This is a genomic window from Nocardia sp. CY15 (assembly GCF_009829295.1).
In the GTDB taxonomy this organism is placed as follows: Bacteria; Actinomycetota; Actinomycetes; order Mycobacteriales; family Mycobacteriaceae; genus Nocardia; species Nocardia sputi.
In genome coordinates this window covers 21,833-38,046 of the sequence record NZ_VUOT01000047.1, presented here as the reverse complement: position 1 = coordinate 38,046, position 16,214 = coordinate 21,833, and the positions used below count along the sequence as shown (strand labels likewise).

The 16,214-nt window shown below is 69.5% G+C and carries 13 protein-coding genes, 1 rRNA gene and 1 pseudogene; 14 read left to right on the top strand and 1 reads right to left on the bottom strand.

Annotation, left to right across the window (positions count from 1 at the left end; translation table 11 throughout):
* From rrf to recN, 7 genes and pseudogenes are all read left to right on the top strand, one after another.
* Positions 1-111 (top strand): 5S ribosomal RNA (rrf, locus tag GVY39_RS31170); the annotation flags it as partial.
* A gap of 734 nt (positions 112-845) precedes the next feature.
* Positions 846-1,814 (top strand): annotated as a pseudogene (locus GVY39_RS31165) (hypothetical protein); the annotation flags it as partial.
* Positions 1,815-2,527: 713 nt separating this feature from the next.
* On the top strand, positions 2,528-3,418 hold the full coding sequence (locus tag GVY39_RS31160) for an HAD-IIA family hydrolase (RefSeq protein WP_159930512.1): 891 nt from the start codon (positions 2,528-2,530) through the stop codon (positions 3,416-3,418).
* A 13-nt stretch (positions 3,419-3,431) separates the two neighbouring features.
* Complete coding sequence (locus GVY39_RS31155; protein WP_240679485.1) at positions 3,432-3,734, top strand: hypothetical protein; 303 nt, start codon at positions 3,432-3,434, stop codon at positions 3,732-3,734.
* A 1-nt stretch (position 3,735) separates the two neighbouring features.
* Positions 3,736-4,557: a TlyA family RNA methyltransferase gene (locus tag GVY39_RS31150; protein WP_159930513.1), complete on the top strand. Its 822-nt coding sequence runs from the start codon at positions 3,736-3,738 to the stop codon at positions 4,555-4,557.
* On the top strand, positions 4,554-5,513 hold the full coding sequence (locus tag GVY39_RS31145) for an NAD kinase (protein WP_159930514.1): 960 nt from the start codon (positions 4,554-4,556) through the stop codon (positions 5,511-5,513). The genes GVY39_RS31150 and GVY39_RS31145 overlap by 4 nt, the downstream gene beginning before the upstream one ends.
* Positions 5,491-7,275 carry a DNA repair protein RecN gene (recN, locus tag GVY39_RS31140; protein WP_159930515.1) on the top strand — a complete coding sequence of 595 codons (1,785 nt, stop codon included), beginning with the start codon at positions 5,491-5,493 and terminating at the stop codon, positions 7,273-7,275. The genes GVY39_RS31145 and recN overlap by 23 nt, the downstream gene beginning before the upstream one ends.
* A 9-nt stretch (positions 7,276-7,284) precedes the next feature.
* Here recN and GVY39_RS31135 read toward each other — a convergent pair whose 3' ends face one another.
* Positions 7,285-7,704, bottom strand: a complete 420-nt coding sequence (locus GVY39_RS31135; protein WP_159930516.1) for an SRPBCC family protein — start codon at positions 7,702-7,704, stop codon at positions 7,285-7,287.
* A gap of 578 nt (positions 7,705-8,282) precedes the next feature.
* Between GVY39_RS31135 and steA the strand changes: the two genes are divergently transcribed.
* The 7 genes from steA (at position 8,283) to GVY39_RS31100 (ending at position 15,749) form a co-directional block, all read left to right on the top strand.
* The gene (steA, locus tag GVY39_RS31130) at positions 8,283-9,497 is read left to right on the top strand and encodes a putative cytokinetic ring protein SteA (RefSeq protein WP_159930517.1); all 1,215 of its coding nucleotides are present in this window, start codon (positions 8,283-8,285) and stop codon (positions 9,495-9,497) included.
* Positions 9,498-9,507: 10 nt separating this feature from the next.
* Positions 9,508-10,452, top strand: coding sequence for a copper transporter (locus GVY39_RS31125; RefSeq protein WP_159930518.1), 945 nt, complete (start codon positions 9,508-9,510; stop codon positions 10,450-10,452).
* 233 nt (positions 10,453-10,685) lie between these two features.
* Positions 10,686-12,407, top strand: a complete 1,722-nt coding sequence (locus tag GVY39_RS31120) for a CTP synthase (RefSeq protein WP_159930519.1) — start codon at positions 10,686-10,688, stop codon at positions 12,405-12,407.
* Positions 12,408-12,411: 4 nt separating this feature from the next.
* The gene (locus GVY39_RS31115) at positions 12,412-13,068 is read left to right on the top strand and encodes an NUDIX hydrolase (protein WP_159930520.1); all 657 of its coding nucleotides are present in this window, start codon (positions 12,412-12,414) and stop codon (positions 13,066-13,068) included.
* 7 nt (positions 13,069-13,075) lie between these two features.
* Positions 13,076-14,020 carry a site-specific tyrosine recombinase XerD gene (xerD, locus tag GVY39_RS31110; RefSeq protein ID WP_159930521.1) on the top strand — a complete coding sequence of 315 codons (945 nt, stop codon included), beginning with the start codon at positions 13,076-13,078 and terminating at the stop codon, positions 14,018-14,020.
* Positions 14,021-14,149: 129 nt separating this feature from the next.
* Entirely contained in the window at positions 14,150-14,614 is a 465-nt protein-coding gene (locus tag GVY39_RS31105; RefSeq protein WP_159930522.1) for a cupin domain-containing protein, read from the top strand.
* A 190-nt stretch (positions 14,615-14,804) separates the two neighbouring features.
* Positions 14,805-15,749, top strand: coding sequence for a ParA family protein (locus GVY39_RS31100; protein ID WP_159930541.1), 945 nt, complete (start codon positions 14,805-14,807; stop codon positions 15,747-15,749).
* The last annotated feature ends 465 nt before the right edge of the window (positions 15,750-16,214 follow it).

The following is a 16,214-nucleotide window of genomic DNA, read 5'->3' as shown; positions in this document are numbered from 1 at the left end:
GGCCATAGCGGTAGGGAAACGCCCGGTCCCATTCCGAACCCGGAAGCTAAGCCTGCCAGCGCCGATGGTACTGCACTCGACAGGGTGTGGGAGAGTAGGACACCGCCGGAACATCCTTCGAGATAGGGGACCCAGAATCTGGGTCCCCTATCTGCGTTTGAGCACCTGACAGAGCTCCGACGAACCTTGCCGCGCCCGCTTCCCACCGCGGGCGCGTGATTGAATCTGTGGGTACAACCACTCTTCGCGATACCAAGAAAGGCAGCACCGTGCCGGAACAAAACGACGATCGGAAGCCCTTCCGGCGCGGCGCTCCCGATCCCGGGTCCGGTCGGCGCGGCGACAACCAGGACTCGGACAAACGCGGCGGGGGATTTCAGCGCCGCGCCGACTCCGGGGGAGGCGGGGGCTTCACCCGCCGCGGGGAATCGGGCGGCCAGAGCCGACCGGACAGTTCATCCGACCGGGGTGGTCACCAGCGGCGCGAAAGTTCCGGCGGGTTCAACCGTCGTGGTGACAACGCGGGTTCCGGCCAGCGCGGTGGCTTCGGCGAGCGTCGTGGTTCCGGCGACCGGGGTGGTTTCAAGCGCTCTGAGTCCGGCGACCGGAGTGGTGACACCGGGGGTTTCCGGCGTGGCGGCGACGCGGCCAAGGGCGGCGGGTTCCAGCGACGGGACGAGTCCGCGGGCCGGAGCGGCTCGGGCGATCGTAGTGAATTCAAGGGCCGGAGCGATGCCGGAGAGCGGCGCGACGAGACGCGCGGTGGATTCCGATCCAGAGAGGACTCCGGTGCTCGCGGTGGGTCCGATCGTGGCGAGACGCGCGGTGGATTCAACCGGCGCCGTGAGGATTCCGGCGACCGTAACGCTGCCCGCCGCGGTGAACCGAGCGCGCGCGGCGGGTTCGGACGACGCGGAGATTCCGCGGAGCGCGGTGATGCGGGACGACGGGCTGACTCCGGCTTCCAGCGTCGAGATGACGCGACCCAGCGCCCTCGACCGGATCGCGATGCCCGCAGGGGCGGCGAAAACCGCGAGGATCGCGCTTCACGCGGTGACGCATCGCAGGATCGCCGTCGAGGCGGGGAAGGCGCCCGTGAGAGTGCGGGCCGTGCCCTCGACCGCCGCCCGCCGCGGCCGGAGGAGCCGGATCTGCCGGACGAGGTGCAGGCCGCCGATCTCGACACGGCAGTGCGCCGTGATCTGCTCAGCTTGGACAAAGGCAACGCCGAAACGGTCGCCCGTCACCTGGTGATGGCCGTGCGCCTGCTCGACGACGACCCGGGCCTGGCTCTCGCGCACGCCAGGGCCGCGCGGCAGCGTGCCGGACGGATCGCCGTCGTCCGTGAGACCGCGGGCGTGGTGGCTTATCACGCCGGCGAATGGGCCGAGGCATTGTCGGAACTGCGCACCGCGCGCCGGATGTCCGGCGGCTCCGGGCTGCTGGCCGTCATGGCCGACTGTGAGCGTGGTCTGGGACGCCCGGAACGCGCGATCGAACTCGGTCGCAGTGACGAGGCGCGCGCCTTGCGCGGCGACGAGGCGACCGAGCTGCGGATCGTCGTCGCCGGCGCGCGGATGGATCTCGGCCAGTACGACCAGGCCGTCGTTACCTTGCAGACCTCGGATCTCGATCCCTCCCGGACCGGTTCCGCGGCGGCCCGGCTCTTCTACGCATACGCCGACGCCCTCGTCGCCGCCGGCCGCACGGACGAGGGCCTCACCTGGTTCCTCAACGCCGCGTCGGCCGATCTGGACGGCGAAACGGATGCGGAAGAACGCGCCGCCGAACTCACCGGGGAAAACAACATCTGATCCTTGCGATGCAGAGAGCATTCGGCCGCGACGTCCACTGCGACGAGCGGTCTCAGCAGATCGAGGCGGAACGAACGGGCGGCTCGTAGGGCCACACTCGCTCACATCAGGCGCGCCGACGCTTTCCCTTCTGAGGTAGCGGTGGCGCGGTAGGCGCCTAGTGGTTGGTCGTGCCCCGTAGGTCGCTCGGCGTCCTACGGTCTCGGTTTCGCGGTGACCGCGTACACCCGTGGCAGGCTATTCATTCTGACGTGCGACGTGCCGAGACCCATGGTGCTGAGTTCGATCGGCAAGAGAGACTGTGATGGGCGCAGCGGGCAGATCGGATGCTCGTCTTGCCCTGCGGTCGCACGAGTCGCGCCGCGCATCTTGCGTGGCTCCATCGCGTGCCACGGCTCCGGCGATCCGGGAGGCGGGCCGACCGACCGTCTGGTTCGAGTATGGGGAAGCGTTCGCCGCGCGAGCTGGTTGTGGTGGCGGTCATACCCCTGGGGAAGGCGTGCGAGGAGGGGAGGAAGCCCAGCCCTCCTCTGCGAAAGTGCGCTGTGACGCTTGCGATCCGCAGTATCCGAGTGTCTGATGCCACGTCTTCCGGGTCCGTGGTCTGGCGTAGGGTTCGAGTGTCTCGGCCTCACCGAGCGGCTGTGCTGCCGGAGGGGTCCGGCGGTTATGAGTCGGCACGGCGCCGATCGGTGACACGGAGTGAGAGTGGTGTGAAGCGGCTACGAGATCGCTACCGAGCCCTGCTGCTGGATCTGGACGGCACGCTGTATCGCGGTCACGAGGTGATCGAGGGGGCGCCGGAGGCGCTGGCCGCGGCAGGACAGGCGGATCAGCGGCTGGTGTACGTCACCAACAATGCCAGCCGCGGGCCGCACGTCGTGGCCGCGCATCTGTCGGAACTCGGCTTCCCCGCGTCTCCCGACGACGTGGTCACCAGCGCCCAGGCGGCGGCACGGTTGCTGGCCGAGCGGCTCGGCCGGGGAGCGCGGGTACTCGTCGTCGGCACCGACGACCTGGCCGCCGAGGTGGACGCGGTCGGGCTGTGCGCGATCCGGCGCTTCGACGGCGACGCTCCCGCCGCTGTGGTGCAGGGACATTCACCCCACACCGCATGGCCGGATCTCGCCGAAGCGGCCTACGCCCTGCGCGCGGACGCACTCTGGGTCGCGGCGAACACCGACCGGACGCTGCCGAACGAACGCGGCCTCGCGCCGGGCAACGGTGCGATGGTCGCCGCGCTGCGCACCGCTTCCGATCGGGAGCCGATCGTGGCGGGCAAACCGTATGCGCCGCTGCTCGAGGACGCTCTCGTCCGGGCCGGTTCCCGCAGCGCCTTGGTGGTGGGCGACCGTCTCGACACCGATATCGAAGGCGCCAACCGGGTCGGGCTCGACTCGTTGCTGGTGCTCACCGGCGTCAGCACCCTGGACGAACTGCGCAACGCCCCGGACGGGCAAATTCCGACCTATGTCGCAGACACTCTCGACGCCCTCAACCACGCGGTCGTAGCCGCCGAGCCGGAAGCCGGCCTCGGCGAGTTGCTCCAGCGCAACCCGGGACGAGCTGTGACGGTACGCGCGTCGGATTCGGAAATCCGATAGCGTTGACGCCACGATGACTACTCCTATGCCTCGTCCGAACGGTCCCGGTACGGCCGCCGGTCAGCAAGGTCACCGCCCCGGGGCGCCCTTGCCCGGTCAGCACCTGCCGGGCGCGCAAGGGCGTCCGGAACCCGCCGATCCGGATCGAATCCGTGGCGAGGTCGACAGTCTGCTCGCCGAACTCGACCGCCCCGGCCGGGCCGCGCCCGCGGCCGAGAGCGCGGAGGCCGGAGTCGACATCACCCGTCGCGCTCGCATCCTGGAGCAGGCACATGACGTGCTGGTACAGGCCTTGGCCACGGTGGACAAGATCTGAGGTGGCCAGACGCGCACGGGTGGACGCGGAGCTGGTTCGCCGCGGATTGGCGCGATCGCGAGAACACGCGGTCGAGCTGATCGGCGCGGGCCGCGTCCTGATAGCTGGAACGGTCGCGGTGAAGCCGGCGACCGCAGTCGAGGCGGGCACACCACTGCTGGTTCGCGAGGAGCCCGACGAGGTCTCCTGGGCCTCGCGTGGCGCGCACAAACTGCTCGGCGCGCTGGAGCGGTTCGAGCCGGAAGGGCTGTCGGTGCCGGGCAAGCGCTGCCTGGACGCGGGCGCCTCGACCGGCGGCTTCACCGACGTGCTGCTCGCGCGGGAAGCGCGGGAGGTCGTCGCGGTCGACGTCGGGTACGGCCAGCTGGTGTGGCGGCTGCGCAACGACGAGCGGGTCAGGGTCTTCGACCGGACCAACGTGCGCGGTCTGACACCCGAAACCATCGGCGGCCCGGTCGAAGTGGTGGTGGGCGACCTGTCGTTCATTTCGCTGAGCCTGGTGCTGCCCGCGCTCGCGGCCTGCGCCGCGGCAGGCGCCGACCTGCTGCCCATGGTGAAGCCGCAGTTCGAGGTCGGCAAGGAGCGGGTCGGCTCCGGCGGCGTGGTGCGTGATCCCGCGCTGCGCGCCGAAGCGGTGCGTACGGTGGCGGCGGCCGCCGCAGGGCTGGGCCTGCGCACTGTCGGTGTCGTGGCGAGCCCGTTGCCGGGTCCGTCCGGCAATGTCGAATACTTCTTGTGGTTGCGTAAGGACGGGCCGGTCGAGTTCGACGGCGAACAGGTCGCGGCGCTGGTCGAGCGTGCGGTTGAGGAGGGTCCACAGTGAACGCGCCGGGCCGGCGCCACGGCCGGGAGATTCTGCTGGTGTCCCATCCGGGCCGCGCGGAGATCATCGAGACCGCCCACCGGGTGGCGAAGATCTTCGCCGACGCGGGCATCTGCCTGCGTGTGCTCGCCGACGAGGCGGACAGCACGCGATTCGCGGCCGAGCCGGGAGGCTATCCGGTGTGCGTGGTCGAACACAGCCCGCAGGCCGCGGTCGGTTGCGAGATGGTGCTCGCGCTCGGTGGCGACGGAACCTTTCTGCGCGCCGCCGAGTTGGCGCGCCCGGCAACGGTGCCGGTGCTCGGTATCAACCTCGGCCGCATCGGTTTTCTCACCGAGGCGGAGGCCGAGCATCTGGACGATGCGCTCGCACAGGTGGTCCGGCGCGACTACACGATCGAGCATCGGATGACGATCGACGTCACGGTCCGGGTCGACGACGAGATCACCGACAGCGGTTGGGCGTTGAACGAGGCGAGCATCGAGAACGCTTCCCGCATGGGCGTGCTGGAAGTGGTGCTGGAGGTCGACGGCCGGCCGGTGTCGGCCTTCGGCTGCGACGGCATCCTCATCGCGACGCCGACCGGATCGACCGCCTACGCCTTCTCCGCGGGCGGTCCTGTGGTGTGGCCGGAACTGGAAGCGTTGCTCGTGATTCCGAGCAATGCCCATGCTTTGTTCGCGCGCCCGCTGGTCACCAGCCCGGATTCGCGGATCGCGGTCGAGTCCGTGGCGACAGGTCACGATGCGATAGTTTTCCTGGACGGCAGGCGCACGCTCGCACTGCCCAGCGGGGGCCGGGTCGAGGCGTTTCGCGGCGCCGAACCGGTGCGCTGGGTGCGGCTGGACTCCGCACCGTTCGCCGACCGGATGGTGCGGAAGTTCCAATTGCCCGTGACAGGCTGGCGTGGCCGACGGCGAACGGAGAGCACGAGTGCTGACAGAGATCAGGATTGACGGCCTTGGCGTCATTTCCAAGGCGACCGCGCAATTCCACGCGGGCCTGACCTGCCTGACCGGCGAGACCGGCGCGGGCAAGACGATGGTGGTGACCAGCCTGCATCTGCTCAGCGGCGCCCGCGCGGACGCGGGCCGCGTGCGGCTCGGCGCGTCCCGCGCCGTGGTGGAGGGCCGCTTCACCATCGACGACGTCAACGAAGCCGCCCGTGCCGAGGTCGCGCAGGTGCTCGAAGCGGCCGCGGCCGAGCAGGACGACGACGGCAGCGTCATCGCGATCCGCACGGTCGGCAGCGATGGACGCTCCCGTGCCCATCTCGGCGGCCGCGGCGTCCCGGCCTCGGTGCTGGCCGACTTCACGGCGCCGTTGCTGACCGTGCACGGCCAGAACGATCAGCTGCGTTTGCAGCGCCCCGAGCAGCAATTGTCGGCGCTGGACCGATTCGCGGGCGACACGGTGAGTGCTCTGCTGCGCAAGTACCAGGTGCTGCGCCGATCGTGGCTCGACGCCCGCACCGAACTGCTCGAACGGACCGCGCGCAGCAGGGAATTGGCCCTCGAGGCCGATCGGCTCAAGCACTCGTTGAACGAAATCGACGCCGTCGCGCCCGAACCCGGCGAAGACGTGCGCATCGTCGACGAGGTGCGCAGGCTCAGCGATCTGGATTCGCTGCGAGACGCGGCGGCCACCGCTCACGGTGCGCTCGCCGGAGCGGCCGACGCACCCGAAGACGGTTCCGGCGCGCTGGAAGCGCTCGGCGCCGCGCGCGCCCGCATCGAGGCCGCCGACGATCCGGCGCTGGTCGCGCTCGCGCCGCGCTTGGCCGATGCCATCGCGGTGGTGGTCGACGTGACCACCGAGCTGAGCGGGTACCTCTCCGACCTGCCTTCGGACCCGGGAGCCCTGGATTCGCTGCTCACCCGGCAGGCCGAACTGAAGACGCTGACCCGTAAGTACGCACCCGACATCGACGGGGTGCTCGCCTGGGCGCAGGAGGCGCGCAGCCGGCTCGGCTCGCTCGATGTCTCCGAGGAGGCGCTGGCCAAGCTCGCCGCCGAGGTGGAGACCGCCGCCGATCGGGTGCGCGAGGCGGCGAAGAAGCTGAGCGCCGCGCGGGCCAAGGCCGCGGGCAAGCTGGCGGCCGCGGTGAGCGCCGAGCTGGGTGGCCTGGCGATGGGGAAAGCGCGCTTGGAGGTCGAGGTGCGGCCGCTGCCCGCGAGCGCGCAGGACTCGGCGCCGCTCACCATCGACGGCCGGGAGTTGCACGCCGGGACCACAGGCGTCGACGAGGCGGAATTCCGGCTGTCGGCGCATTCCGGAGCGCAGTCGTTGCCGTTGAGCAAGAGCGCATCCGGCGGCGAGTTGTCGCGTGTGATGCTCGCGCTGGAAGTGGTGCTCGCCGGTTCCGATCACGGAGCGACCATGGTGTTCGACGAGGTCGACGCCGGTGTCGGCGGCCGGGCCGCGGTGGAGATCGGGCGCAGGCTGGCCCGGCTGGCGCGTACCCACCAGGTGATCGTGGTGACCCATCTGCCGCAGGTCGCGGCGTTCGCCGACACGCACCTGGTCGTCGACAAATCCGATAACGGCAAGGGCGCCGTGAACAGTGGCGTGCGTGCGCTCACCAACGACGAGCGGGTGATCGAACTGGCGCGCATGCTGGCCGGTCTCGACGACACCGAGACCGGCCGGGCGCACGCGGAGGAACTGCTGGCGACGGCGCGCGCCGAGAAAGCGGGCGCCGAGGCGGCGACGCGCTGAGCGCGCCGGTCAGCGCACCGCCTTCTGCGCGCCCTTGATGAACTGGCCGATCAGGTTCTTCAATCCGAATTCCAGCACCTTGGCGGGCACCGGCAGCTTCGGGTCGGAGTCCATCGTGTAGGAGACCAGGGTGCCGTTGTCCGCGTCGGCGAAGGTGACGATGCCGACGTGGCGTTTCACCGGCGCGCCCTTGACGATCTTGTACTCCATCCGCTCGCCGGGCACGAGCTTGGTGATCTCCTCGGTGACGCCGACCGGGCCGAGGCCGATCAGGTGCTGGGCGCCGACGCCTTCCCGTTCGGTGAGGCCGGGCTTGACCAGCTTGACCTGTACGGGAATGAAGGGGCTGATGCTCTCGCGGTCGGCGAAGAGCCGATAGACGACCTCGCGCGGGGCGGCGATGACGGCGTCGACGGTGGTGCTGGCCATAGGTTCTCCTCTTCGAACTATCTGTGACCGGCAGCATATAGCTACCGGGTGCGCCGCTCGGTGCACGTGTCGTCCGCGTCACACTCGGCGCGGAGCCGTGCGGGCTGGTGCTCAATGATCGAAATGCCGACGGCAACCGGTCCTGAATCGGTTCGCGGATCCGCTCCGGGTCGAGCGGCGCAGCAGCCTCGCCAGAAACGTTCGGGTTGTCGCGGCGGCCGACAATCAGAGGGTTTATCGGCGCGGTAGCGGCTCGTTCGCTGAACTTCGAACCGGGCTGTAATGCGGCGCGTGGTCTGGTTGGAAACGCCGGTCGTATCGCCGCGGTTCACACGGCGGCGCGGACGATCGGGCCGAGTGTCATGATCGTCTATCCGCATTCTCGGATTGCTTGGGAAATCCGCTTTACCAGCATAAATATTGAAACTTATGTCGAGCGTCGCGTTGCATTCCGGTGCTGGCGGCCGGATGCCGGGCCTTGTTCGGGCGATCGTCAGACGGAGAAACGGTGGACGAATGCAGGCGATGAGACGGCGCGCCTCCACCAATGGTTGAGAGTTTGCCGCCATCATCGGCGCATGAGGATGCCGGCGCTGTTGTCGAGAAACACCGAAACGCTTCCTGGTCTGATCGGGACGGCCCGGGTGGATCGCAACACCCGGCGGCTGCTCGGGCGGGTCGGGCCGGGCGACATCGTCGTCCTCGACGAGATGGACCTGGACCGGATGACCGCCGACCGGCTGGTCGAGGCGCGTGTCGGCGCGGTGATCAACACTTCGCCGTCCATCTCCGGCCGCTACCCGAATCTGGGTCCCGAAGCGCTCGTGGCCAACGGGATCCTGCTGCTGGACACCGTGAGCTCGGACGCGTTCAAGAAGATCAAAGACGGCGTCAAGGTCCGCGTCGTCGACGGCGTGGTCTACGCCGACAAGCTGATCAAGAAGGAGCCGGAGGTCCTCGTCGAGGGCATCGAGCTCACCCGGTCCGCCATCGCGGAGCGGATGATCGAGGCGCGCAATGGACTGGCCGATCACCTGGAAGCCTTCGCGGGCAACACCATCGAGTTCATCCGGACGGAGAGCGCGCTGCTCATCGACGGCTTCGGCGTCCCGGAACTGAACCTGGTGATGAAGCATCGGCACGTGGTCGTCGTCGCAGACGGCCCGGATCACGCCGAGGATCTGCAGCGGCTCAAGCCGTTCATCAAGGAGTACGCCCCGATCCTGATCGGCGTCGGCCGGGGCGCCGACACGCTGCGCAGGCGGGGCTATCGGCCCGACGTCATCGTCGGAGACCCCGACGAGATCACTTCCGCGACGATGAAATGCGGCGCCGAGGTGATTCTTCCCGCCGATACCGACGGCCACGCGAAGGGGCTGGAACGCATCCAGGACCTCGGCATCGGCGCGACGACCTTCCCCTCCTCGGGTTCGGCCGCCGACCTGGCGCTGCTGCTGGCCGATCATCACGGCGCCGCGCTGATCGTCACGGCGGGAGCGCCCGCTTCGCTCGACGACTTCTTCGATCGCGGCCGCCGCGACAGCAATCCGGCTACGTTCCTCACCCGGCTCAAGGTCGGCACGAAGCTGATGGACGCGAAAGCCGTCGCGACCCTGTACGGCAGCCGGGTGTCCGGGATCGCCGTCGCGCTGGTGGTGCTGGCGGCGCTGGTCGCCGTGATCGTCGTTTTGCTGGCGTCCAACAGTGGCGGGGACTTCACGGACTGGGGTGTGGACACCTGGAACCGCTTCGCGCGGTGGGCCCAAGGGCAGTTCGGATCGTGGGAACTCTAAAGGGAGAACGATGATATCGATGCGCCGGCACGCCATCTCGATTGCCGCGATCTTCCTCGCACTCGCGATCGGAGTGGTGCTCGGATCCCAGACGCTCGCGGCCGATCTGCTGTCGGGATTGCGGGCGGACAAGACCGATCTGCGGCAGCAGGTCGACACCCTGACCGAGCAGAACCGCAGGCTCGGGGACCAGGCCGGCGCCGCCGACCGGTTCATCGCCGGATCCTCCGGTCGCATCCTCGGCGGTGCGCTCGCCGACCGCGGCGTCGTGGTGTTCACCACGCCGGACGCCGACCCCGGGGACGTCGACGCGGTGACCCGATCACTCGAGATGTCCGGCGCCGGCGTCACCGGCCGGATCGCGCTGACCGAGGCATTCGCCGACGCGACCGAGGGCGACCGGATGCGCACGGCCGTCACCAACGTCATCCCGGCGGGTGCGCAACTGCGTACCGGCGCGGTGGACCAGGGCAGTATGGCCGGTGATCTGCTCGGCCTGGTCCTGCTGTTGGACCCGGCCGACGGGCAACCTCGGGGCACTCCGCAGGAGCTCGAGCTGGTGCTGGAGACCCTGCGCGGTGGCGGATTCCTCGCCTATGGCGACACGCCGGTCCGGCCCGCGCAACTCGCGGTCGTGATCACCGGCGACGGCATCGACGCCGCCGAGAACAGTGCTGGGGCGAATATCGCCCGCTTCGCCGGAGCCCTGCGTGGCCGTGGCGCCGGGGTGGTCCTCGCCGGTCGCGCCGGCGCCGCGGACGGGCAGGGGCCGATCGCCGTCGTCCGCGCCGACGCCGCGCTCGCGGCCCAGGTGAGCACCGTCGACAACCTCGAACGAGAGCTCGGCCGCGTCACCACCGTGCTCGCGCTCGGTGAACAGCTCGGCGGCGGCGCGGGCCGCTACGGCACCGGCGCCAAAGCCGCCTCGCTGACCCTGGCCGCGGTCCCGGGCTGAGCGGCCCGACGACTTCCGTCACCGCCGGAGCCAGGGGATTCCCGCGCCCGCTCGGGCCTCCGACAGCCGCTGCGGTGGGTCGCCCGGCTCCGGCTACCGGTCACCCGTGCCCAGCGTGACGCGACCCGGCTCACACTCGGGCCGCCGATGCTCTGATCGGCGGCCTGGCGACTGGTGAGCAAACTCGCGTGGCATTCGAACGGACGGGCGGATTCGTGTTACCGTGAAGACCCGTGGGTCAAACACGGATTCAGGCGCGAACGGCCACGAAGCACATCTTCGTCAGCGGTGGTGTCGCCTCCTCATTGGGTAAAGGTCTTACCGCCTCCAGCCTCGGTCAGCTGCTGACGGCGCGTGGGCTGCGCGTCACCATGCAGAAACTCGACCCGTACTTGAACGTCGATCCCGGCACGATGAACCCGTTCCAGCACGGCGAGGTGTTCGTGACCGAGGACGGCGCGGAGACCGACCTGGACGTCGGCCACTACGAGCGCTTCCTCGACCGGGACCTGTCCCGGGACGCGAACGTGACCACCGGGCAAATCTATTCGTCGGTCATCGCCAAGGAGCGCCGCGGCGAGTACCTCGGCGACACGGTGCAGGTGATTCCGCACATCACCGACGAGATCAAGCACCGGATTCTCGCGATGCGCGGCCCGGATCTACAGGGCCAGACCCCGGACGTGGTGATCACCGAGATCGGCGGCACCGTCGGCGACATCGAGTCGCAGCCGTTCCTGGAGGCGGCCCGCCAGATCCGCCACGACGTCGGCCGGGACAACGTCTTCTTCCTGCACGTGTCGCTGGTGCCCTACCTCGCGCCGTCCGGTGAGTTGAAGACCAAGCCGACCCAGCACTCGGTGGCGGCGCTGCGCAATATCGGCATCCAGCCCGACGCGCTGATCCTGCGCTGCGACCGCGAGGTCCCGCAGGCGCTGAAGAGCAAGATCGCGCTGATGTGCGATGTCGAGGTCGACGCCTGCATCTCCACCCCGGACGCGCCGTCGATCTACGACATCCCGCGCGTGCTGCACCGCGAGGGCCTCGACGCCTACGTGGTGCGCAGGCTGGGCCTGCCGTTCCGGGACGTGGACTGGACCGTGTGGGGCGACCTGCTCGACCGGGTGCACTCGCCGCGCGAGACGGTCGAGGTCGCACTGGTCGGCAAGTACGTCGACCTGCCCGACGCCTATCTCTCGGTGACCGAGGCGCTGCGCGCGGGCGGTTTCGCATCGCGTGCCAAGGTGAACATCCGCTGGGTGCCCTCCGACGAGTGTGAGACCCCCTCCGGCGCGCAGCACGCGCTGCGCGACGTGGACGCCGTGCTGATTCCCGGCGGATTCGGCATCCGGGGCATCGAGGGCAAGGTCGGGGCGATCCACTACGCGCGCAACCGCGGCATTCCCCTGCTCGGCTTGTGCCTCGGGCTGCAATGCGTGGTGATCGAGGCGGCTCGCAGGGTGGGACTCGCGGAGGCGAACTCGGCCGAATTCGAACCGGACACACCGCATCCGGTCATCTCCACCATGGCCGACCAGGAGCAGGCCGTGGCAGGTGAAGCCGACCTCGGTGGCACCATGCGCCTCGGGGCGTATCCGGCCACCCTGGCGAAGGGCTCGGTCGTTGCCCAGGCCTACGGCAGCGAGCAGGTCTCCGAGCGTCATCGTCACCGCTACGAGGTGAACAACGCCTACCGCGACAAGATCGCCGAGAGCGGGTTGAAGTTCAGCGGCACCTCGCCGGACGGGCATCTGGTCGAGTTCGTCGAGTTGCCCGCCGACGTGCATCCGTTCTTCGTCGCCACCCAGGCGCACCCGGAGCTGAAGAGCCGCCCGACCCGTCCCCATCCGCTGTTCGCGGCGCTCATCTCGGCGGCGCTGAGATACAAAGCGGCCGAACGACTCCCGGTGGACATTCCCGGTGAAGAACTCGCGGGTGCGACGGAAAAGGCGTGACGGCATGACCGACGGGGGAGCTGCCGAGCCGGGTAGCCACGACTTCGAGATCGTCTCCGGCAAGACCGTCTACAGCGGCGCCATCCTGGCGTTGCGGCTCGACCAGGTGCGGATGCCGGGCGGGCGGGTCGTCGAGCGCGAGGTGATCGAGCACCACGGCGCCGTCGCCGTCGCCGCTATCGATGACGACGACAACGTGGTGCTGATCAACCAGTACCGTCACCCGATCGGCAGGCGGCTGCTCGAGCTGCCCGCAGGCCTGCTCGACCTCCCCGGCGAGGATCCGCTCCTGGCAGCTCGCCGGGAGCTGGCCGAGGAAACCGGGTTGGCCGCCCGGGAATGGGCGGTTCTGGTGGACGTGGTGCTCTCGCCCGGATTCACCGACGAAGCGCTGCGGGTCTACCTGGCGCGGGATCTGTACGAAACCGACCGCCCGGAGCCGGAACTGGAGGAGGCGGACCTGGAAGTGGTCCGCATGCCGGTCGACGAGGCCGTCCGCGCCGCGCTGGCCGGGGAGATCGTCAACGCCACGGCGGTCGCGGGCGTGCTCGCGCTGGCGGCCGCGCGAGCGGGCGGCATCGACCCGAGGCCGCCGGACGCACCCTGGGACGGGCAGCCCACGGCCTTCCTCCGCCGCAAGGCGGAGGGGTCCGAAGACTGACCCGAAGGTGCTCGGTCGCGAGCTCGACGCCTATCTCGACCACCTCGCCGTCGAGCGCGGCGTCGCGCCCAACACCTTGGGCGCCTACCGGCGCGACCTCGGTCGCTATCTCGACTTCCTGGCCGGGCGCGGCATCGGCTCGCTCGACGGGGTCGCCGAATCCGACGTCGCCGAGTTCACCGTGGCGTTGCGCTCGGGCGGTGGCGGGCACCCCCCGCTGGCGGCGAGTTCGGTGGCCCGCGCGCTGATCGCGGTGCGCGGCTGGCATCGCTTCGCCGCCGCGGAGGGACTGACCGGCACCGACGTGGCGCACGCGGTCAAGCCGCCCGCGCCAGGACGCAGGTTGCCCAAGGCGCTGCCCTACGACCAGGTGCTGAGATTGCTGGAGGCGGCGGGCGGCGGGCCCGCTGAGGCCGCGGGAGGAGCCGACGGCGGACCGCGCGGCCTGCGTGACCGCGCGCTGCTGGAATTGCTGTACTCCACCGGCGCCAGGATCTCGGAAACGGTCGGCTTGGACGTCGATGATCTCGACATCGAGGAACGGGCGGTCGTGCTGCGCGGCAAGGGGGGCAAACAGCGCTTGGTGCCGATCGGACGTCCCGCGCTCGCTGCCGTGGACGCCTACCTGGTCCGTGGACGGCCCGTGCTCGCCGCGCGGGGAAAGGGCAACGCCGGAGCCCTTTTCCTGAATGCCCGCGGGGCGCGATTGTCACGGCAGAGTGCCTGGCAAGTCCTGCACACCGCGGCCGAACGCGCGGGTATCGCGGCGGTGGTGTCGCCACATACGCTGCGCCACTCCTTCGCCACTCACTTGCTCGACGGTGGCGCCGACGTGCGTGTGGTGCAGGAGTTGCTCGGCCACGCCTCGGTGACCACCACCCAGATCTACACCCTCGTCACGGTCAACACCATGCGCGAAGTCTGGGCCACCGCACATCCGAGAGCGCGGTGACCGTCTCCGCGAGTCCCTCTGGGGGAAGACGGAATCCAGAGCGGAACAAATCGGACTGCGGTCCGGTTGTTGTGGAGCGGGCGTGCGCATTCGATCGCGGCCTTCGGACCACGACGCGAGGAGAGTTGTATGACAGGGTCTTTCATCGTCCACGAGGCCGATGTCGAAGCGGTTCCGCTGCCCGGCGGCGGGTCGTTCCGGCTGCTCGAGGACAGCGAGAACTCCGGAGGGCTGTTCGGCGCCAATCGCCTGACTCTGGCCGCGGGCGCGGACGGCACCCGGCCACACCACCATACGAAGTCGACCGAGATCTTCTATGTGCTCGGCGGCGCGATGGAGTTTCTCGTCGACGGCACCCGGAGCGTGGTGGGCAAAGGTGGCCTGGTGGTGGTTGCGCCGGGCGTCGTGCACGCCTTCGGCGCCACCGCCGACGGGCCTGCTGAATTCCTGGCTGTGCTCACACCCGGTATCGTCCGCTTCGAATACTTCCGGCAACTCGGCCGGATCGCACGCGGGGAGGCGGACTGGGACAGCATGAACGAATTGCACGACCGGTTCGACGTTCATTTCGATGGCGGACCGCAATGGCGCTGACCAGGGCGGGCCGAACACGCCGCGCGCAGGCGCGGCACTCGAGTGCCGTCAAGCGGTAGCGTCTATTCAGAGCTGGACCGCACGAAAGCGAGGTCGGCCCTGATCGGCCTCGCTACGCTCGGCGAGGCAACGGGCAGGAACGTATAAGGAGCAGCGGATCGTGACTACAGCCGGCGCGGCAGAGCCGCCGATGGGTGCTGGGGCGGAGCCGCTTACGGGCTCGCGACCGGGTCCGTACTCGGAAGCCGCGGCGGAAACGCTGTGGGGCCACGGAGTGGAGCCGGTCCCGGAGGACGCGACGCTCGGTCCGACCGGACGGCCGTTGCGGCTGGTGCCGGACCCGCCGCCGGTCAGCGAGCACGGTGACGCGCTGATCGTGGCCATGTGCAACCAGAAGGGCGGGGTCGGCAAGACCACCTCCACCATCAATCTCGGTGCCGCACTGGCCGAATACGGCCGTCGCGTGCTGCTGGTCGATCTGGATCCACAGGGCGCGTTGTCGGCCGGTCTCGGTGTCGCTCACCACGATCTCGATTCGACGGTGCACAACCTCCTCATCGGTTCCAAAGTGTCCATCGACGACGTGCTGATGCAGACCCGCGTCGAGAACCTGGACCTGCTGCCGAGCAACATCGACCTGTCCGCCGCGGAGATCCAACTGGTCAACGAGGTGGGCCGGGAGCAGTCGCTCGGCCGCGCGCTGGAGCCCGTGCGCGGCCGCTACGACTACATCCTCATCGACTGCCAGCCCTCGCTCGGCCTGCTCACGGTCAATGCCCTGGCCTGCTCCGACGGTGTGATCATCCCGATGGAATGCGAGTATTTCTCGCTGCGTGGGCTCGCGCTGCTCAACGACACCGTGGAGAAAGTGCGGGACCGGCTGAACCCGCGGTTGAGCCTGTACGGAATAGTGGTCACCATGTTCGACGCCCGACTGCTGCATTCCCGCCAGGTCATGGCGCGAGTCGTCGAGGTGTTCGGTGACCTGGTCTACGACACCGCCATCGCTCGGACCGTCCGATTCCCGGATGCCAGTGTCGCGGGCGAACCCATCACCACATGGGCGCCGAAATCCGGCGGCGCCGAAGCGTATCGGTCGATGGCCCGAGAAGTCATCCACCGATCGGGCCGGTGAGCGGCCGCTCCGACCCCTCGTCTGCGTCCCACAACGACCCGTCCGGCCAGGGGTCTCCCGCGGCCGGATCGACACCCGCGCCGGACGACCGTTCGTCCCACTCCGGTGGGCCGGACGAACCCGTGCGTCCGGTTCCCGCACTCGGGAACGCGGCGGCCGCATTCATAGCCGCGGGCCGGGACGCCGTGCCTCGCCGCCCGAACGCGGCCGTCGCCGGCGACACGGTTGGACGAACCGAACCGGTCAGCGCGGCTGCCCCACGTCCGCGGGAAGACACCGACCGACCGTTCGTGGACGTCTCCGATCAGCGCACCGAGGCGGCCGCGCAGGACGTCGCCGAGACGCGGGCCGATCGGTCCACCGACGCACCGGACGTTTCCGGTTCTTCGCCGGTCGCTTCTGGCTTGTCGTCGGTCGGGCCCGGTTCTTCGCCGATCGCTCCTGACTCGTCGCTGGCCGGGCCCG